Source organism: Enterobacter sp. 01-M-03-SI-ECC (assembly GCF_047530215.1).
GTDB lineage: Bacteria > Pseudomonadota > Gammaproteobacteria > Enterobacterales > Enterobacteriaceae > Enterobacter > Enterobacter chengduensis.
Window position 1 is genome coordinate 215,411 of record NZ_JBLKDA010000005.1, and the last position, 19,109, is coordinate 234,519.

Here is a 19,109-nt window from a genome sequence, read left to right on the forward strand (position 1 = left end):
CGCTCCCGACTACTGGCTAACCGGGCAATGCAGGCGCGTTATCTCACCGCGCCGCCCCAGAGGAGAAATAAGTGTAACCGTGATGCTGACACATCCTGCGTGCGTTGTCTGCCCCCGACTGGCCTGCCAGCCTGCGGGGAGAACATTTGTTGAGAGCTGAGACTGGTTCCAGGCATGGTGCCAAAGCTGTCGATACTGATTGAGCTCGGTAAACCGCGCCGCCAGCGCCCGGTGATAGCCCGACAGCGCCATCACGACGATCGTCAGCAGCATCATCGCCAGCAGGACCTCAACCATGCTAAACCCCTTTTCTCTGCTCACGGCATCTGACATAGCCTGCTCTCCTTAAGGGGGCAAAAATCGCTCCAGCCGTGAGGCGAAAAGCGAACTTTCCCATCGACAATCTCTCCTGCGCGCCAGAGCAGCAGGTCGCGGTCTCCGGCAATCAGCAACACGCGCGCCTCACTCAGGTGGCGCAAACACGCCCGCCACGCCGATGTCTTTTTGCACTGAACCTGTGGCTCTGACGACCAGCTCTGCATCCGTCCCCACTCAAGCGCGGCTTGTACCGTCGCCTGCTGCTGAAGCGAGCGGCTCTCGTCGCCAACGAGCGCGCTAAACGTGGTGAGCTGCTGATTGAGCCCTGTGAGGATCAGCGTACCGAGCACCAGTAAAAGCAGAACCAGCGCCAGCGAAGACATGCCGCGTTGACGATTCACAGGTTGTACCCCTTGACCGTATACAATGCCTGCCAGGGTTTCCCCCGCGCGCCTTTGCGCACCGCGGCCAGCTCGATATTCAGCTCTGGCGCAAAACCGGCATGTTCCACTTTCCGCACGACAAAATGCGCGATCGCAAGCCTGTCCGGGTCGGTAAGCTTTTCCCACCCTTTCCCTTCACACGACGTTGCCCCTCGCTGGGTTTCCAGCGCGCCCGATTCCAGACGAAAACCGGTGCTGTCATTTTCTGATGCCGTGTTGTCCCAGTTGCCGTTACTGTTGGCATCCCACCGCACAATGACGCAACTTCCTTTCCTGCCGATCGACAGCGCCTGTCCCTGACAGTTTCCCGCACAGTACCCCGCACGCTGAAGCTGTTTGCCAACGGCAAACAGCTGTTGCCAGACCTCTGCCTCCAGCTCTCTCTGGCCGGACTGCAGTAAGACCGCCCGCTGCAATCCGGGTAAAAAACGCGATGCGCTCATCAGCAAAAGACTGCTCATCGCCATGGCAATCAGAACTTCAGTCAGTGAGAAACCGCGCTGCCTCATTAACATGCTCCTCCCTCATAGACCTGACACATCCTGATGCGTCCCCCATTTGAGACAATAATCAGCCACTCTCCCGCACGGCTTTGAACGCGTATCCGCCCCGCCCATGCCGTATCCCGTAATCCATAAAACCCGAGTGACGGCGTGACCTCGCCGATCGCGACCTCGGGCCAGAGTGGGATCAGTACAAAGGGGCTGCCCTTCTCACAGCTTTGTACGGCAGAGCTCGCCAGACAGTCCCTGTCACCCATCCGCTGACGGGTAATTTGATGGTCGCGATTGTGGCGGTTGGCATGGTTGCGCAGAAACAGCAGGTAATCTCGCACCTGGCTGGCGGTTTGCCACAGCCGCTGCTGTCGTTGCCAGCTGTCCCAGCCGTACAGGCCTGAGGCGCTCAGGATAACGACAAGCGAAATCGCGACCAGCGTTTCGATAAGCGTAAAACCGTTCTCTTTTTTCATATCTGGAGTGTGGCGAAGCGGCGTGTACATGACGAGCGTCGAATCTTCGTTTTACGAGGCGTTATCCGGAGAATTAGAAGAGTTGCAGCGCGTTGCACGCTTTGTGGATAGCGCTTCGGAAAACGAAATAAAGGCGAAAAAAAACCGGCGCTAAACAGCACCGGTTGTGTCACGCTTTATCGCATCAGATAGCGACGGGCGCTTTGATGCCGGGGTGCGGGTCGTAGCCCTCAATCTCGAAATCATCAAAGCGGTAGTCGAAGATTGATGCCGGTTTACGTTTGATAATCAGCTTCGGCAGCGCGCGCGGTTCGCGGGTCAGCTGGAGATGCGTCTGTTCCATATGGTTGCTGTAAAGGTGAGTATCGCCACCGGTCCAGACAAAATCGCCTACTTCCAGGTCGCACTGCTGCGCCATCATGTGGACTAACAGCGCATAGCTGGCAATGTTAAACGGCAGGCCGAGGAACACGTCACAGGAGCGCTGATAGAGCTGGCAGGAGAGCTTTCCATCCGCCACATAGAACTGGAAGAACGCGTGACACGGTGCCAGCGCCATTTTATCCAGCTCGCCGACGTTCCAGGCGGAAACGATGATGCGGCGCGAGTCCGGGTCATTTTTCAGCTGGTTCATCACGGTGGTGATCTGGTCGATATGGCGGCCATCGGGCGTTGGCCATGCGCGCCACTGCTTGCCGTAAACCGGGCCCAGGTTGCCGTTCTCGTCTGCCCATTCGTCCCAGATTGAGACGTTATTTTCGTGCAGATACGCAACGTTGGTATCGCCTTGCAGGAACCAGAGCAGTTCATGAATGATCGAGCGCAGGTGGCAGCGCTTTGTCGTCACCAGCGGGAAGCCTTCCTGGAGATTGAAGCGCATCTGGTGGCCAAAAATGGAGAGCGTACCGGTGCCGGTGCGGTCGTTTTTCGGCGTGCCCTCATCGAGCACTTTTTTCATCAATTCAAGATACTGTTTCATGGTTCCTCAGGAAAGTTGTTGCTGTGGACGACGACGATACGCCCAAATCATCATAATGGCACCCGCGACGATCATCGGAATGGAGAGGATCTGCCCCATGCTGATGTACTGCACCCACTCGCCGGTAAACTGTGCGTCCGGCTGGCGGAAGAACTCGACGATAATACGGAATGCGCCGTAGCCAATCAGGAACAGGCCAGAAACAGCCCCCATCGGGCGCGGTTTGCGGATAAACAGGTTGAGGATGATAAACAGCACTACGCCTTCCAGCGCCAGCTCGTACAGCTGAGACATATGGCGCGGCAGCACGCCGTAGGTATCGAAAATGGATTGCCACTCAGGATGCGACGGCAGCAGCGCGATATCTTCCGCGCGCGAGCCCGGGAAGAGCATCGTATACGGCACGCTTGGGTCAACGCGGCCCCACAGTTCACCGTTGATGAAGTTGCCCAGACGGCCTGCGCCGAGACCAAACGGGATCAGCGGTGCGATAAAATCTGACACCTGGAAGAAGTTGCGTTTGGTGCGTTTGGCAAAAATCACCATCACCAGGATCACCCCAATCAGGCCGCCGTGGAAGGACATGCCGCCGTCCCACACGCGGAACAGATAGAGAGGGTCGTTCAGGAATACCGGGAAGTTATAGAACAGCACATACCCGATACGGCCACCGAGGAACACGCCGAGGAAGCCCGCATACAGCAGGTTTTCCACTTCGTTTTTGGTCCAGCCGCTGCCTGGACGGCTGGCGCGACGGCCAGCGAGCCACATGGCAAAAATAAAGCCCACCAGGTACATCAGACCGTACCAGTGAAGCGAAACAGGTCCTACTGAGAAAATGACCGGATCAAATTCCGGAAAATGCAGATAACCACTGTTCATCTGTCACCACAAGATGTTGTTATTCCGCTGAAAGTGGACAGCGGTAGAAATGCGATTCTGCTGTAAGCAGAGGCTCCAAAGTTGCGAATCATAGCATAAGGCGGGCGCGGAGGATGCGCCAGAGATGTAAAAGATGTGTATAGGGTTTTATGCGCGCTGGTGCCCCTCTCTACAGGGAGAGGGGAGAAAGGTTTTAGCGGCCGCCGCGGATCAAACCGCCCATACCGCGTCGTTCCATAAACGCCGCAACCTGATGACGAACCTCAGTGGCCAGCTGCGCCTCAAGGCTGCGTTCAGCCAGCTCGCGGGCATCCTCGATGTCGATATGCCGCAACAGGTATTTCACGCGGGCAACGGCGCGACCGTTCATCGACAGATGGCGGTATCCCAGTCCAATCAGGATCGCAACGCACATGGAATCCCCGGCCATTTCACCGCACAGGCGTAAATCAATCCCGTACTGCTCCGCCTCACGAGCAATCATCGCCAACGCGCGAATGATCGCCGGATGCAGGCTGTCGTAGATACTGGCGACGCGGGTGTTGTTACGATCGACGGCCAGAATATATTGCGTCAGGTCGTTCGTGCCGACAGAAATAAAATCAACGCGGTTCGCCAGGTGCGGCAGCATGAAGACCATCGACGGCACTTCAAGCATCACCCCGATACGCGGCTTCGGGATCGCATAGCCGATCATCTCTTCCACTTCACGACCAGCTCGTTCGATCAGCCGCCGCGACTCGTCGATCTCATCAATGCTGGTGACCATCGGCAGCAGGATGCTGAGATTGCCCGTCGCCGCGTTGGCGCGCAGCATGGCGCGCACCTGTATCAGGAAGATCTCCGGCTGATCGAGCGTAATGCGGATCCCGCGCCAGCCCAGGCACGGGTTTTCTTCGCTGATCGGCATATACGGCAGCTGTTTATCCGCCCCGACGTCCAGGGTTCGCAGAGTCACAGGCTTGTCGTTGAACATCTGCAGCATGCCCTGATACTGCGCCACCTGCTCCTCTTCGGAGGGGAAACCGCTCTGCAGCATGAACGGGATTTCAGTGCGGTATAAGCCAATACCGTCGATTCGGCTGCCGAGCTTTTCTTCGTGCTCGGGGCTTAAGCCGGCGTTGAGCATGACTTTGATCCGCTCGCCGCTCTTGAGCTGTGCGGGCAGGTTAACGTCATCTTCCGCCAGCTTGCTTAATTCATTCTCTTCGCTGATAAGGCGCTGGTATTCCTGGAGCAGAACCGGCTCAGGATCGACCAGCAGCTCACCGCGATAGCCGTCGACCACCAGCGTGCGTCGGTGCAGCACCGACGGCTGGATGTCCGCGCCCATAACGGTTGGAATACCCAGCGCGCGCACCATGATGGCCGCGTGTGAGTTGGCGGCACCATCGCGCACCACCACACCGGCCAGCCTGTCCTGAGGCAGTTCGGCCAGCGTCGTTGCCGAGAGTTCATCGGCGACCAGAACAAACCGTTTTGGCCAGGCATTCGGCCCCTGGATGGTGTCATCAAGATGGAACAGCAGGCGCTGTCCCAGGGCGCGGAGATCGCCTGCCCGCTCTTTCAGGTAACCGTCGGTCAATGCCGCAAATTGATCGGCAAATTTTTCGATAACCTTCTTAACCGCCCACTCCGCGACCGAGCCTTTATCCACTTCCGCAAAAAGCTCGCGGCGCAGGCGCGCATCGGAGAGCAGGTGCGAATAGAGGTCGAAGATGGCCGCCGTCTCTTTTTGCGCACCTGCGGCAAAGCGCTTGCTGTAGCGGCGAAACTCATTTGCCGCCTCTTCCAGCGCGGCGGTGAGACGCTCGCGCTCAAGCGCTTCATCAAGCGTAGAGGCTTCGTAAACCTGCTCCATTAACGGCAGGGTGGCGTCCATCCAGCCTTCCGCTATCGCCACGCCTGGCGAGGCCGGAAGGGCACGGATGCGCGTATGGCGATACTGACCAAAGAGCGCGGCAAGCTGAGACTGGGAGAGGATAGCCGCCATCTGCGTGGCCAGCGTAACGAGGAATGACTCTTCGCTTTCATCGTACTGACGCAGCTCACGCTGCTGGACGACCAGCACGCCGAGCAGCTGGCGACGCTGGATAATCGGTACGCCAAGAAATGCGCGGAAGCGCTCTTCTTTTACGGAAGGGATGTATTTGAAGCTGGGGTGTTTTTGCGCGTCGGCCAGGTTGATGGGCTCAGCCAGCCGCCCGACCAGACCCACGATACCTTCATCAAATGCGAGCGTTACGGTGCGTCCACGCGGTTTTTTCAAACCACGGGTTGCCATCAGGTAATAGCAGCGCCGATCGTGGTCGGCCAGATACACCGAACAGACCTCGGTCTCCATCGCAAGACAGATGTCGGTGACCAGAATATTCAGCGCCTCGTTCAGACGCGGCGCGCTGGCCACCTTCTCGACTATTTCTCGCAAGCGGGTGAGCATGATTTGCGTAGCTTAACCTCTTTTACGTCGCCAGGCAGGTGCGCTCTGCGGCTTAGGCGGGATCTCCTGAAGCTGCATGACCACACTTGCAAACTCTTTCATCACCCTACGGTAAACATCGCGCTTAAATGACACGACCTGACGAACAGGATACCAATAGCTCACCCAACGCCAGCCATCGAACTCCGGCGTACTGCTGGTTTGCATATTGATGTCTGAATCGTTGCCCACCAACTGCAACAGAAACCACTTCTGTTTCTGGCCGATACAAACCGGCTTTGTGTCCCAACGCACCAAACGTTTCGGTAACTTGTAACGCAACCAGTTGCGGGTCGAAGCCAGGATGCGAACATCTTTTCGGCTTAAACCGACCTCTTCAAAAAGCTCCCGGTACATCGCTTGTTCTGGGGACTCTCCCGGATTGATCCCGCCTTGCGGGAACTGCCAGGAGTGCTGACCATATCGCCGGGCCCACATTACCTGGCCCTGACGATTACAAATTACTATTCCTACGTTCGGGCGGTAGCCATCGTCATCAATCACCGGACTACCCCAAACTAAACCTTATATATGAATGATTGTTTCACACTACAGGGAGGCGGTAAACCACTCTCTTACAGGGCTGCAACCTAATAACATTTGAATAACTCACAAATAAGGGCTGAGTTATAAACAGATGAGCGCCACTGAGGAGAATTTTATTCACCTTTTCTGTGGATATAGTTGTGAAGAAGTGTCTGATTACCGATGAACAACCTCATACACTGTCGTGGCCCCTCTTCTACCTTAATTCTATAATTAGATTATTTTCATAGAGTTAAATGCATTTCAATGAACATAAAACAGAATAGCGTGACGATCGTCACACCAGGGATCGTCGTGCTGATGAAAGATCGAACAGCGTCGGTTTTATCCACAGATTGTGCCAATAAGTTAGTCACAAATTGTCTGAAAATTCGATTTTCATCGCACGTCAAGGCTGTAAATTGAAACAGTAGTCAGGGTTATGCCCAGTTATCCCATTTTTCTGTGGATAACATGGTGTAAGATCCTGTTCATTGTCAGTGACCAGATTTGAACAACCGGTTTTATGACGCTGGCGAAACGATTTCAAACCAATAAAAAAACATATAAATCATAGACATGGAATATTGGTACAGAAATAGTTAAACTCTATCCACAGGGGACAATTTCTTCGTTTATTTTTTAATCAAAAGGTTACCTTCATGCATCCGCTTACACCCTTGCTCTCACCGCCGTCCAGCGAGGGCCAGCTGCTACAGCAGGCACAGCGTCTGGCAGGCTTTTCGCTTGGCGAGCTGGCGGCAATGGCCGGACTTCAGATCCCGAAGGATCTGAAACGGGATAAAGGCTGGATCGGCATGCTGCTGGAGCTGTGGCTGGGTGCCAGCGCAGGGAGCAAACCAGAGCAGGATTTTGCCGCACTGGGCGTGGAGTTAAAAACCATTCCCATAGACAGCCTTGGCAAGCCCCTGGAGACCACCTTCGTCTGCGTCGCGCCATTGACCGGCAATACCGGCGTGACGTGGGAAACCAGCCACGTTCGCCATAAGCTCAAGCGCGTACTGTGGGTGCCGGTTGAAGGCGAGCGACAGATCCCCCTGGCAGACCGTCGCGTTGGCGCGCCGCTGCTCTGGAGCCCAAACGAGGATGAGGAGCATCAGCTGCGCCTGGACTGGGAGGAGCTGATGGACATGATTGTGCTTGGGCAGGTAGAGCGCATCACCGCCCGTCACGGGGAAGTGTTACAGCTGCGACCAAAAGCGGCCAACAGTAAAGCGCTAACCGAGGCAATCGGCGCGCGGGGTGAGCCCATACTGACGTTGCCGCGCGGGTTTTATCTCAAAAAGAATTTCACCGGCGCACTTCTGGCCCGTCATTTCCTGTTAAAAACATAGTTTTTTACTTATTTTGCGAGCTCTCAAACATAATCGACTGCTTTTTAAGATTTTACCGCTTCCTCAAGTCGCCATATCGGGTTAATACTAGGTGATGATTTGATACGCGACAGATGAGGACGATAACGATGAAAAAATGGGCAGTGTTAGTGTCAGCAGTCGGTTTAGCGTTTGCCGTATCCGGATGTAGCAGCGATTACGTTATGGCGACAAAAGATGGGCGAATGATCCTGACCGACGGTAAACCCGAAGTCGACGATGATACCGGTCTGGTCAGCTATCGCGATCAGCAAGGCAATAAAATGCAGATCAATCGCGACGAAGTGTCGCAAATTATCGAGCGATAAACAGAGAGAGGTCAGTAGCTTGCTGGCCTTTTTGATTTTTTTCTTCCCCTTTTGCTTCCCCTCTGCCATGTTTATATTCCTTTGTCGGGTACGCCCTGACGCGGTCTATAAGTCTACTGAGGAAGCCGGCTATGCATTATCACCGTATCCCCCACAGCGCTCTGGAAGTAAGCCAACTGGGGTTGGGCACGATGACATTTGGTGAACAAAACAGCGAAGCCGATGCCCATGCACAACTCGATTACGCCGTCAGCCAGGGCATTAACCTGATTGATGTCGCGGAGATGTACCCCGTGCCACCGCGCCCTGAAACGCAGGGGCTGACCGAAACCTACGTCGGTAACTGGCTGGCGAAACGCGGCAACCGTGAAAAGCTGGTTGTTGCCTCGAAGGTCAGCGGCCCCGCGCGCAACAGCGATGCCGGGATCCGCCCGAATCAGATCCTCGATCGCAAGAATATCCGCGCCGCGCTGGACGCCAGCCTGAAGCGCCTGCAAACCGACTATCTCGACCTGTATCAGGTGCACTGGCCGCAGCGGCCAACCAACTGCTTTGGTAAGCTCGGCTACAGCTGGAATGAGAGCGCCCCCGCCGTCACGCTGCTGGAAACCCTGGAAGCGCTGACCGAATGCCAGCGTGCGGGAAAAATCCGCTACATTGGCGTCTCTAACGAAACGGCGTTTGGGGTCATGCGCTATCTGCACCTGGCAGATAAACACGATCTGCCGCGTATCGTGACTATTCAGAACCCGTACAGCCTGCTTAACCGCAGCTATGAGGTGGGTCTGGCCGAAGTCACCCAGTATGAAGAGGTGGAACTGCTCGCCTACTCCTGTCTCGGCTTTGGCACGCTAACGGGGAAATACCTGAACGGCGCAAAACCGGCCGGGGCGCGTAACACCCTCTTTAGCCGCTTTACCCGCTACAGCGGCGAGCAGACGCAGAAAGCCGTTGCAGCCTATGTGGATATCGCAAAGCGCCATGGCCTTGACCCCGCGCAGATGGCGCTGGCCTTCGTGCGCCGTCAGCCGTTTGTCGCCAGCACCCTGCTGGGCGCAACCACGATGGACCAGTTGAAAACCAATATTGAGAGTTTCCAACTGAACCTGAGTGAAGAGGTGTTAGCGGAGATTGAAGCGGTGCATCAGGTATACACTTATCCAGCACCGTAGCCTGATGCTTTTGCCCGGTGGCGCTTCGCTTACCGGGCCTACAGGCTGGACGTTTTTGCCGGGTGGCGGCTTCGCCTGACGCGGCCTACGTTTTGGTGATGTTTGCTGATTTTGTAGGCCCGGTAAGGCGAAGCCGCCACCGGGCAAAGCGCTCAACGGCGACGCTGCCACATCCACAAGCCCGCAATCGCAATCGCAAACAGCCCGCCAAACCCGACGCCAATTCCCACCACCGGCACGCCCACTTTCACCGCCAGCGAGTAGAGCCCGAGCATTAACAGCATCGCCAGGTTTTCACCGAGATTTTGTACCGCAATAGCGTTCCCCGCGCCAACCGTCTGCTTGCCGCGCTCCTGAAGCAACGCGTTGAGCGGTACCACGAAGAACCCGCCCAGAATACCAATCAGGATCAGCAGACCGTAAGCGGGCAATAACCCATGCTGCAGCGAGAAAAGAAGCACCACGACGCCAATCAGGATCCCCGCAGGCATGCAGCGCGCCACCGTCTCAAGCGTCACCAGCTTCGCCGCCGCACCTGCCCCCACCACAATGCCGATGGCAACCATCGCATTAAGATAGGTTGGCGTCGCGTTGTCGGTAATACCCAGCGCCACCGGCACCCACAGCACCAGCAGGAAGCGCAGCGTAACGCCAGCGCCCCAGAACATGCTGGTCCCCATCAGGGAGAAACGCGTTTCCCCGTTACGCCACAGCACGCGACAGGCGGTAAAGAAACTGCCGGTCATCGGCTTAAAGCGCCAGGATTGCCCCGGACGAGCCACCGGCAGCCTGGGAATAAACAGGTTCGCCACGACCGCGCCGCCGTACACCACCGCGCAGACGCCCAGCGCCGCCAGGACATGCCAGTCGGCCAGCACGCCGCCCGCGACGGATCCGAGCAGGATAGCGGCAATGGTGGACGACTCCATCAGGCCGTTGGCTTTCACCAGCTTATCGCCCGTGGTCAGCTCGCCGAGAATGCCATACTTCGCAGGGGAGTAGGCGGCAGCGCCAATGCCCACCAGCGTGTAGCCAATAAACGGGTTGAAGCCAAAGCAAATGCTGGCGGCACCCAGCAGCTTGAGACCGTTGGCAAACATCATCACCCGGCCTTTGGGGAAACTGTCCGCCACCTGACCGACGAATGGCGCAAAGATAATGTAAGCGCCCACAAACACCATTTGCAGGATCGGCTGGCTCCAGTCGGGGTAAAACTCGGCTTTTAGCAGCGCCAGGGTGGCAAACAGCAGCGCGTTATCGCCGAACGCAGAGAGAAACTGCGCGGCGATAACGGCCATCATGCCTTTCGATCGGAGCGATGTGTTAGTGTGTACTGACTCACGCATTTTGCTGTTCCGCCTCTTCAACCATGCCTTTCAGGGTCACGAAATCGGGCTTCCCGCTACCCAGCACCGGGAGCTGCTTCAGGAAGCGGATATCGCGCGGCACGGCCAGTTCAGGGATACCGTGTTCACGCGCGTAGCTCAGTAACCGGTCGCGCTTCAGCTCAGCGTCGGTGGTAAACAGCACCAGCGCCTCGCCTTTGCTGGCATCGCTCTTCACTACCGTCGCATGCATCTTATCCGCAGAGACGGCGGTCGCCAGCTGTTCAACCATTTCCAGAGAGACCATTTCACCGGCGATTTTAGCGAAGCGTTTCGCGCGCCCCTGAATCTGGACAAAGCCTTGCTCATCAAAACGGACAATATCACCGGTGTCGTACCAGCCGGTTTCCACCTCACCGTTGACGTTTTCCGCCGTCGGCACCTCCAGCACGCCCGGGTTTTCCACGCGCAGATACCCGTTCATCACGTTTGGCCCTTTCAGCTGCAGGCGGCCTCCGTCCTCAATGCCCGGTACGGCCAGCAGGCGCGCGTCCATTCCCGGCAGAATGCGGCCTACCGTGCCCGGCTTCGCCGCCATCGGCACGTTAATCGAGACCACAGGCGCACACTCGGTAACGCCATAGCCTTCGAGAATGCGCAGGCCAAACTTGTCCTGCCAGATCTGGCGCGTGCTCTCCTGCAGTTTTTCCGCACCGGCCACCACATACCGCACGCGATAAAAATCATACGGATTGGCGAAACGCGCATAGTTTCCCAGGAAGGTTGAGGTCCCGAACAGAACGGTACAGTTACGGTCATACACCAGCTCCGGCACGATGCGGTAATGCAGCGGGCTTGGATAGAGGAACACTTCTGCACCGGTCAGCAGCGGCGTAAACAGCCCCACCGTCAGGCCAAAGGAGTGGAACAGCGGCAGCGCCGACATAAAGCGATCGTTTGCGGTAAAGTCGGCAATGCTCTTGATCTGCTCAACGTTCGCCAGGATGCTCTTGTGGCTGTGGACGACGCCTTTCGGGTTGCCCTCCGATCCCGAGGTGAAGAGGACGATCGCGTCATCTTCCGGCTGCTGCTTGACCTGCGCCAGGCGCGGCATCAGCAGATGCGCAAAAATCCACAGCTTGTCGCCCGTGGTGACGTCCGCTTTCAGATCTTCCAGGAAGACCCAGCGCACCTGGGTCAGCTGCTCGGGAAGATGCCAGAGCTTGCCCTTGTCCAGGAACTGGCGGGACGTAAAGACGGTATTAATCTGGGCGGCGGTGATGGCGCTGGTCAGCCCCTTCACGCCCGCCGTGTAGTTCATCATTGCCGGGATGCGCCCCCGGGAGACCGCACCAAAAATCACCGCCGCGCTGATGCCTGCGTTAGGCAGCATCAGGCCAATCTTCTCGCCCTTTTTGCTGTACTTCTCCAGAATACGGCCCACAAACAGGGTCTTGGTCAGCAGCTTGCGGTAGGTATCCGGGGTAAAGTTGATGTCTTCGATGCAGTTTTTCTTCGCGCCATAGCGGTACTGCGCGGAAAGCAGAGATTCGTACAGCGTTTCGCGCGGGCGCACGGCCATGCGCGCTTCCATCATAATCTGATGCAGCATTTCCCCGGCGATTTTACGGCGATCGCGGGCGCGCGGGGCTTCCGGCATAGGTAACGACGTTGGCGGCAGGATGTGCAGGGTTATCTTAGGAAACAGACGCTGCTTCACCAGCCCTTTCAGGCGGCTGAAATGGGTTAGCTCTGCGCCTTCAATGCGCAGCGGCACCACGGTCGCTTTTGACTTCGCCGCGACAAACCCTGCGCCGTCGTAGATTTTCATCAGCGAACCGGTCACCGAAATACGCCCTTCCGGGAAAATAACCACCGGACGCCCCTGCTCAACCAGACGCACCAGATGCTTAATCATCATCGGCTTCGTCGGGTCGAGCGGCACGAAGTCAATCAGCGGCGTGAGCCAGCGCATGTACCACTGCTGGCTGATGGAGGTATAGACCGCAAACACCGGACGCACGGGTAAAAACAGCGCCAGCAGGATGCCGTCTATGAAGGAAACATGGTTTGGTGTGATGAGAACGCGTTCGCCGCGAAGCGCCTGCGCATCGCCAGTGATGCGAATGCGAAAAAGAATACGGAACAGAGTACGGAAGAACCCAAATAGCATCTCAACTCCTTTTGCCAGCCAGCGTGGAGGGGTGATAGTAAATGGTGGCAGATTACACGAGAAGTAATAGAGGAGCGACAGCAAAAGTGGAGGCGAAAAAAAACCTGCGCATCCGCGCAGGTTGGTGCAAGAGATGAGTACGAAACCGTACTAAGAATTCTCACCAATCAATACCTCTGGGATCTCGACTGTATCAATCTCTTTAACATCCTCGCCATCGGACAATCGCAACAGCCTGAGGCAAAGTGTAACTAAAGGTTCAGATTGACATTATTCAGACATGACTGCGCGTGTAACGATTACATCATCAGGGGTGGGCTGCGTCACGTTTGTGGAGAGCGAAAACCCGCTCCCCTTGAATGCACGCCGCTTTTCCGCAACACTATTTGGTGTGTAAACGCTTACCCCCAATAAGAAGGTAATGAATGGCGACAATAAAGGATGTGGCCCGTCTGGCAGGCGTGTCGGTGGCAACCGTCTCGCGCGTGATTAATGCTTCCCCCAAAGCCAGTGACGCATCACGTCAGGCGGTACAGAGCGCCATGGAATCCCTGAATTATCATCCCAATGCCAACGCCCGCGCGCTTGCCCAGCAGTCCACAGAAACCGTGGGTCTGGTGGTGGGCGATGTCTCCGATCCCTTTTTCGGCGCCATGGTGAAGGCCGTTGAGCAGGTTTCTTATCAGACTGGCAATTTTCTGCTGATCGGCAATGGCTATCATAATGAACAAAAAGAACGCCAGGCCATCGAGCAGCTGATCCGCCACCGCTGCGCGGCGCTGGTGGTTCACGCCAAAATGATCCCGGACGCCGAACTGATTCATCTGATGAAGCAGATCCCCGGAATGGTCATCATCAACCGCATCATTCCCGGGTTTGAAAAACGCTGCGTGGCCCTCGACGACCGTTACGGCGCCTGGCTTGCGACCCGCCATCTGATTCAACAGGGCCACACCCGGATTGGCTATCTCTGCTCCAATCATCCAATTTCTGATGCGGAAGACCGCCTGCAGGGCTACTACGATGCCCTGCGCGAAAACGGGCTGCCGTGCAATGACCGCCTGGTGGCCTACGGCGAACCGGATGAGAGCGGCGGTGAACAGGCGATGACCGAGCTGCTGGGCCGCGGACGAAACTTCACGGCGGTGGCCAGCTATAACGACTCGATGGCCGCAGGCGCGATGGGGGTCCTGAACGACAACGGGATCGAGGTGCCGGCAGAGATCTCACTGATTGGCTTTGATGACGTGCTGGTCTCCCGCTACGTGCGCCCGCGCCTGACCACCGTGCGCTACCCTATCATCACCATGGCAACGCAGGCCGCCGAGCTGGCGCTGGCTCTGGCGGAGCAGCGCCAGCCGCCGGATATTACCCATCTCTTCAGCCCAACCCTGGTGCGCCGTCACTCCGTTGCGTCCCCGGCAGACGCGCAGAGCGAATAGCGGTAAAGGTGTACCGTCTTGTTCGGGTATTCGAGCGCATCGCCAACGTACTGCCAGCCGTAACGTTCGTAAAAGTCGCGGCAGGCGGACCAGAGGTGCAGCTCTTCATATCCCGCCCGCGCGGCCCAGCGGATAACATGTTGCTGTAGCTTTCCTGCCAGCCCCTTGCCTCGCGCCGCGTCGTCAACGTAAAGCGCCGCCAGCCAAGGAAAGAGATCCTGACGGGTGATCAAATCGCAGCGCCAGAGCCCTACCGTACCAAGAAGCCGTTCGTTTTCAACGGCGATAAAGGTTAGCGGTAATGCTCCCGGCGTCTGGCTGTGCTCAATAATGCTGTGGAAAAATTCCCGGGGCAGCCCTTCGCCAAAAGCCTGCCAGAGCCAGTCGGTGACCTGCTCCGCATAGTGCGGCGCCTCATATAGCGGGAGGATGACTGTCTTATTCACGTTTCACCTGCGTTTTCTCATGGATTTGCTGGCCTGACGCTCCAGCCTGATTCGGCGATGATTTTACCAGAGTCAGACGATTTCGTTTTACTTCAGGCGGGCCAGGCGAAGCGTTACCAAAAAGCGTGATCGCGGCAGAAGTTTTGCGCTTCCCGCATCGCTTATACGCCGTGAGGTCTGTGTTAAACTGCAGGCCATTACGTGGAAGCAGGAATGTAGAATGGCAACAATGCTGGATGTCTCACTTCGCGCGGGCGTGTCGAAGGCCACGGTATCGCGCGTGCTGAACGGCACGGGTCAGGTCAAAGAGAGTACGCGCCAGCAGGTGTTTGCGGCGATGGAAGAGCTGGGCTATCGCCCGAACTTTCTCGCGCGCTCGCTGGCTAACCAGACCAGCAACAGCATTGGTCTGGTGGTTTCGACCTTCGACGGCTTCTATTTTGGCCGCCTTCTCCAGCAGGCGTCGCGGCAGACCGAAACCCACGGGAAACAGCTAATCGTCACCGACGGTCACGACGCGCCGGAGCAGGAAGAACAGGCGGTGCAGATGCTGGCCGATCGCCAGTGCGATGCCATCGTGCTCTATACCCGCTACATGAGCGAAAAAACGATCGTCAAACTGATGAACACCGTGAAAACGCCGCTGGTGGTCATTAACCGTGAAGTGAGTCAGGCGCCGGATCGCTGCGTATTCTTCGAACAGCAGGATGCCGCGTTTAAGGCCGTTGATTACCTGATCGGCCAGGGCCATCGGGAGATCGCCTGTATCACCGTTCCGATCCACACCCCAACCGGAAAAGCGAGGTTGATGGGCTATCGCAAGGCGCTGGAAAAGCACGGCATCCGCCTGGACGAACGTCGGATAAAGTACGGCGATGCGGGAATGACGCGGGGATACGAGCTGTGCAAGGAGCTGATTGCCGACGGCGTATCGTTTAGCGCCCTGTTTGCCTGTAACGACGATATGGCGCTGGGGGCGTCTAAAGCGCTGCACCAGGCGGGGCTTAAAATCCCGCAGGATATCTCTCTGTTCGGCTTTGACGATGCCCCAAGCGCGAAATGGCTGGAGCCTGCGCTCTCATCGGTTTATCTGCCCATCGACAGTATGATTGTCACCGCCATCGATCAGGCAATTCGGCTGGCAAAAAACCAGCCGGTCGATGCGATCCCGCCGTTTACCGGCACGCTGGTCCTACGCGATTCGGTCACAGCGGGGCCTTACTTTCATCAGATGAGCTCTAAAGCCAGCAGCTCCTGAATGGTCTGGCGACGACGAATAAGCCGTGCCTTACCGTTATCAAACAGCACTTCCGGCAGCAGCGGGCGGCTATTGTAGTTAGAGGACATCGACGCCCCGTAGGCACCGGTATCATGCAGCACAAGATAATCACCCGGTTTAACCTCCGGCAGCGCGCGGGTCTCCACTTTGCCGCCCTCCAGCTGGGTGAATACGTCACCCGATTCGCACAGCGGCCCGGCAACCACCGTCTCAAGGCGCGGCGCCTGCGTTAAGTCGCGGCCGTCGGCAGCCAGAGCGGTAATGTGGTGATAGCTGCCGTACATGGACGGACGCATCAGATCGTTAAAGCCTGCGTCAATCAGGACGAAGTGGCGAGAGCCCATCTCCTTCACGCTGCGCACCTGCGAAACCAGCACGCCCGCTTCCGCCACCAGGAAACGACCCGGCTCAATTTCCAGCTTCACCGCATGGCCCAGATGCGCGGCGATTCGATCGCGCGCGGCGCTCCACAGACCGTAGTAGTGATCGGTATCGATCGCCTCTTCCCCTTCGCGATAGGGAATGGAGAGGCCGCCGCCGGCAGAGATCGCCTCCAGATCCTGTCCGAAGTCGACAACCTGGCGCACCATCGCGCCGCACACCTGCTCCAGGTGGCCGTAATCCACGCCAGAGCCAATGTGCATATGGATCCCCACCAGCTTCAGGCCGTAGCGCTGCAGTACCGCCAGCGCGGCAGGCATATCGGCATACCAGATCCCGTGCTTGCTGTTTTCGCCGCCGGTATTGGTTTTTTGGCTGTGACCATGACCAAAGCCCGGGTTTACGCGCAGCCAGACGCGGTGGCCGGGGGAAACCTGCCCCAGCTGCTCCAGCATATCCACAGAACCGGCATTGACCGGGATCTGCAGTTCGTGGACGCGCGCCAGCGTCGCATCGTCGATCACATCGGCGGTAAAGACGATCGCATCGCTGTCGGCTTTCGGATCGAATCCTGCCGCCAGCGCGCGCTCGATTTCGCCAAGTGAGACGGAGTCGACCTTCACGCCCTGCTCACGCATCAGGCGCAGAATATGGATATTGGAGCAGGCCTTCTGGGCAAAACGCACCACGTCAAACTGATGAAGGGCGGCGATCTTCTCGCGGACGATCTGCGCGTCGTAGACCCATACCGGACAGCCGAACTCGGCGGGCAGGCGCAGCAGGTTGTCGGCGTTCAAATCGGTATCAGTCTGGTTAAGCGGGCGTGGCATGGTCTTCTCCGGATAAAGTCATTTTTTATCATTACGCCACAGCGCAAACAGAATAAAAAATATCGTTTTATCGCGAGTCTATGCAAAAATGATATGATCAGTTATCTGCTTTCAGGTGCCCTATGCCCGCCGTCAATTTACGCCACATCGAGATTTTTCACGCCGTGATGACCACCGGCAATCTCACCGAAGCCGCACAGATGCTGCATACCTCGCAGCCGACGGTGAGCCGCGAGCTGGCGCGCTTCGAGAAAGTGCTGGGGCTGAAGCTGTTCGAACGCACCCGGGGCAGGCTTCACCCGACGGTGCAGGGGTTACGCCTGTTCGAGGAGGTCCAGCGCTCCTGGTACGGGCTGGACAGAATCGTGAGTGCCGCGGAGAGCCTGCGCGAGTTTCGCCAGGGCGAGCTGTCGATAGTCTGCCTGCCCGTCTTTTCGCAATCCTTTTTGCCGATGCTGCTGCAACCTTTTCTGGCCCGCTACCCGGAGGTCAGTCTCACCATCGTGCCGCAGGAGTCTCCCCTGCTTGAAGAGTGGCTTTCGGCCCAGCGCCATGATTTAGGCCTGACTGAAACCCTCTCCACGCCGGCGGGAACGGCGCGCACGGAGCTGATCTCATTAGATGAAGTGTGCGTTATGCCCGCCGGGCATCGGCTTGCCGATAAGGCGGTGCTCACGCCGGAGGATTTTCACGGGGAAAACTACATCAGCCTGTCGCAGACCGACAGTTACCGACAACTGCTGGATACGCTGTTTGCCGAGCATCAGGTCAAACGGCGAATGGTGGTGGAAACCCACAGCGCGGCGTCGATTTGCGCAATGGTGCGGGCGGGCGTCGGCGTCGCGGTGGTTAACCCGCTTACGGCGCTGGACTATGCCGGAAGCGGGATCGTCATCCGCCGCTTTAGCGTGTCCGTCCCGTTTACCGTGAGCCTGATCCGCCCCCTGCACCGTCCGGCTTCCGCGCTGGTGGAGGCTTTTACAGAACACATGATTGAGCACGCACGTCAGGTGGCGCTTCGCTTACCTGACCTGCAAAACGCATTATGACAACATGAACGCCACGGCATCCTCTGCATGGATGGCGGTGGTATCAAATACCGGGATGGGGCTTCGCTCAGCCGGTACCAGCAGGCCAATCTCGGTGCAGCCGAAGATAACCCCCTCGGCCCCCTGCTGCGCGAGTTTCTCGATGACGCTGACGTAGAAGGCGCGGGAAGATTCGCTGCAGGTACCGAGGCAGAGCTCGTCAAAGATAATCTGATTGATGCGTGCCCTGTCGTCTTCATCAGGGATCAGGCTTTCGATCCCAAATTCACCGTGCAGGCGCCCGCGATAAAAATCCTGTTCCATGGTGTAGCGCGTGCCCAGCAGCGCTACGCGGCGCATCCCGGATGCGGCAATTGCACGCCCGGTCGCGTCCGCAATATGCAGGAACGGCAGCGAGCAGCGGCCCTCGATATGCGACGCCACTTTGTGCATGGTATTGGTACAAAGCACGATACCCTCGGCACCGGCACGCTCCAGTCCCAGCGCCGCCTGGGCCAGGATCTCCCCGGCTTTATCCCACTCGCCGCTCGACTGGCAGGCTTCGATTTCATGGAAATCAACGCTGTGCAGCAGCAGGCTTGCGGAGTGCAGACCGCCCAGACGGTGCTTTACCCCTTCGTTAATCAGGCGGTAATAAGGGATTGTCGATTCCCAGCTCATTCCCCCTAACAGGCCGATCGTTTTCATCACCCCTCCTTATCTTCGATCTCTTTT

The 19,109-nt window shown here is 57.4% G+C and carries 20 protein-coding genes; 7 read left to right on the forward strand and 13 right to left on the reverse strand.

Translation table 11 applies throughout. The features are described 5' to 3' along the window. Nucleotides 1-9: 9 nt before the first annotated feature. Genes ACMWKK_RS07490 through ACMWKK_RS07505 form a run of 4 tightly spaced genes read right to left on the reverse strand, consistent with a single transcriptional unit; the run spans nucleotide 10 to nucleotide 1,731 of the window. On the reverse strand, nucleotides 10-333 hold the full coding sequence (locus ACMWKK_RS07490) for a prepilin-type N-terminal cleavage/methylation domain-containing protein (RefSeq protein WP_112780988.1): 324 nt from the start codon (nucleotides 331-333) through the stop codon (nucleotides 10-12). Next, complete coding sequence (locus tag ACMWKK_RS07495) at nucleotides 318-719, reverse strand: DUF2509 family protein (protein WP_045329150.1); 402 nt, start codon at nucleotides 717-719, stop codon at nucleotides 318-320. The genes ACMWKK_RS07490 and ACMWKK_RS07495 overlap by 16 nt, the downstream gene beginning before the upstream one ends. Then, the gene (locus ACMWKK_RS07500) at nucleotides 716-1,276 is read right to left on the reverse strand and encodes a prepilin peptidase-dependent protein (protein WP_112780989.1); all 561 of its coding nucleotides are present in this window, start codon (nucleotides 1,274-1,276) and stop codon (nucleotides 716-718) included. Before ACMWKK_RS07500 ends, ACMWKK_RS07495 begins: the two co-directional genes overlap by 4 nt. After that, nucleotides 1,270-1,731 (reverse strand): prepilin peptidase-dependent protein, encoded by a 462-nt coding sequence (locus ACMWKK_RS07505; protein WP_112781003.1) that lies wholly within the window; start codon nucleotides 1,729-1,731, stop codon nucleotides 1,270-1,272. The genes ACMWKK_RS07500 and ACMWKK_RS07505 overlap by 7 nt, the downstream gene beginning before the upstream one ends. A gap of 28 nt (nucleotides 1,732-1,759) precedes the next feature. Between ACMWKK_RS07505 and ACMWKK_RS07510 the strand changes: the two genes are divergently transcribed. Then, nucleotides 1,760-1,885, forward strand: coding sequence for a hypothetical protein (locus ACMWKK_RS07510; RefSeq protein ID WP_258526880.1), 126 nt, complete (start codon nucleotides 1,760-1,762; stop codon nucleotides 1,883-1,885). Between the two features lie 30 nt (nucleotides 1,886-1,915). Here ACMWKK_RS07510 and thyA read toward each other — a convergent pair whose 3' ends face one another. From thyA to rppH, 4 genes are all read right to left on the reverse strand, one after another. Further along, complete coding sequence (thyA, locus tag ACMWKK_RS07515) at nucleotides 1,916-2,710, reverse strand: thymidylate synthase (protein ID WP_014885081.1); 795 nt, start codon at nucleotides 2,708-2,710, stop codon at nucleotides 1,916-1,918. A 6-nt stretch (nucleotides 2,711-2,716) separates the two neighbouring features. Next, complete coding sequence (gene lgt / locus ACMWKK_RS07520) at nucleotides 2,717-3,592, reverse strand: prolipoprotein diacylglyceryl transferase (protein WP_028014284.1); 876 nt, start codon at nucleotides 3,590-3,592, stop codon at nucleotides 2,717-2,719. Between the two features lie 193 nt (nucleotides 3,593-3,785). Continuing rightward, complete coding sequence (gene ptsP, locus ACMWKK_RS07525) at nucleotides 3,786-6,032, reverse strand: phosphoenolpyruvate--protein phosphotransferase (protein WP_112780990.1); 2,247 nt, start codon at nucleotides 6,030-6,032, stop codon at nucleotides 3,786-3,788. Between the two features lie 12 nt (nucleotides 6,033-6,044). Beyond that, nucleotides 6,045-6,575, reverse strand: coding sequence for an RNA pyrophosphohydrolase (gene rppH, locus ACMWKK_RS07530; RefSeq protein ID WP_013098553.1), 531 nt, complete (start codon nucleotides 6,573-6,575; stop codon nucleotides 6,045-6,047). A gap of 683 nt (nucleotides 6,576-7,258) precedes the next feature. On the opposite strand from rppH, the gene mutH reads away from it, so the two are divergent. The 3 genes from mutH (at nucleotide 7,259) to ACMWKK_RS07545 (ending at nucleotide 9,470) form a co-directional block, all read left to right on the forward strand. Continuing rightward, the gene (gene mutH, locus ACMWKK_RS07535) at nucleotides 7,259-7,951 is read left to right on the forward strand and encodes a DNA mismatch repair endonuclease MutH (RefSeq protein ID WP_045329158.1); all 693 of its coding nucleotides are present in this window, start codon (nucleotides 7,259-7,261) and stop codon (nucleotides 7,949-7,951) included. A gap of 128 nt (nucleotides 7,952-8,079) precedes the next feature. Further along, nucleotides 8,080-8,298 (forward strand): YgdI/YgdR family lipoprotein, encoded by a 219-nt coding sequence (locus tag ACMWKK_RS07540; protein ID WP_032643191.1) that lies wholly within the window; start codon nucleotides 8,080-8,082, stop codon nucleotides 8,296-8,298. A gap of 131 nt (nucleotides 8,299-8,429) precedes the next feature. Next, nucleotides 8,430-9,470: an NADP(H)-dependent aldo-keto reductase gene (locus ACMWKK_RS07545; RefSeq protein WP_112780991.1), complete on the forward strand. Its 1,041-nt coding sequence runs from the start codon at nucleotides 8,430-8,432 to the stop codon at nucleotides 9,468-9,470. 152 nt (nucleotides 9,471-9,622) lie between these two features. Here ACMWKK_RS07545 and lplT read toward each other — a convergent pair whose 3' ends face one another. Beyond that, a complete protein-coding gene (lplT, locus tag ACMWKK_RS07550; protein ID WP_112780992.1) occupies nucleotides 9,623-10,816 on the reverse strand; it encodes a lysophospholipid transporter LplT in 1,194 nt (397 codons plus the stop codon). Then, complete coding sequence (gene aas / locus ACMWKK_RS07555; protein ID WP_112780993.1) at nucleotides 10,809-12,968, reverse strand: bifunctional acyl-ACP--phospholipid O-acyltransferase/long-chain-fatty-acid--ACP ligase; 2,160 nt, start codon at nucleotides 12,966-12,968, stop codon at nucleotides 10,809-10,811. The genes lplT and aas overlap by 8 nt, the downstream gene beginning before the upstream one ends. A 425-nt stretch (nucleotides 12,969-13,393) precedes the next feature. On the opposite strand from aas, the gene galR reads away from it, so the two are divergent. Beyond that, nucleotides 13,394-14,410 (forward strand): HTH-type transcriptional regulator GalR, encoded by a 1,017-nt coding sequence (galR, locus tag ACMWKK_RS07560; protein ID WP_112780994.1) that lies wholly within the window; start codon nucleotides 13,394-13,396, stop codon nucleotides 14,408-14,410. On the opposite strand, the gene ACMWKK_RS07565 is transcribed toward galR, so the two are convergent. Then, nucleotides 14,371-14,856 (reverse strand): GNAT family N-acetyltransferase, encoded by a 486-nt coding sequence (locus ACMWKK_RS07565; RefSeq protein WP_112780995.1) that lies wholly within the window; start codon nucleotides 14,854-14,856, stop codon nucleotides 14,371-14,373. The two genes, galR and ACMWKK_RS07565, sit on opposite strands and share 40 nt — an antisense overlap. Before the next feature lie 220 nt (nucleotides 14,857-15,076). Between ACMWKK_RS07565 and ACMWKK_RS07570 the strand changes: the two genes are divergently transcribed. Continuing rightward, a complete protein-coding gene (locus tag ACMWKK_RS07570; protein ID WP_045329168.1) occupies nucleotides 15,077-16,114 on the forward strand; it encodes a LacI family DNA-binding transcriptional regulator in 1,038 nt (345 codons plus the stop codon). Here the strand turns inward: ACMWKK_RS07570 and lysA are convergent. Then, the gene (lysA, locus tag ACMWKK_RS07575) at nucleotides 16,084-17,346 is read right to left on the reverse strand and encodes a diaminopimelate decarboxylase (protein WP_112780996.1); all 1,263 of its coding nucleotides are present in this window, start codon (nucleotides 17,344-17,346) and stop codon (nucleotides 16,084-16,086) included. The two genes, ACMWKK_RS07570 and lysA, sit on opposite strands and share 31 nt — an antisense overlap. Before the next feature lie 122 nt (nucleotides 17,347-17,468). On the opposite strand from lysA, the gene ACMWKK_RS07580 reads away from it, so the two are divergent. Further along, nucleotides 17,469-18,395, forward strand: coding sequence for a LysR family transcriptional regulator (locus tag ACMWKK_RS07580; protein WP_112780997.1), 927 nt, complete (start codon nucleotides 17,469-17,471; stop codon nucleotides 18,393-18,395). Here ACMWKK_RS07580 and ACMWKK_RS07585 read toward each other — a convergent pair. Beyond that, a complete protein-coding gene (locus ACMWKK_RS07585; protein WP_112780998.1) occupies nucleotides 18,390-19,082 on the reverse strand; it encodes an aspartate/glutamate racemase in 693 nt (230 codons plus the stop codon). The genes ACMWKK_RS07580 and ACMWKK_RS07585 overlap by 6 nt on opposite strands. Between the last annotated feature and the right edge of the window lie 27 nt (nucleotides 19,083-19,109).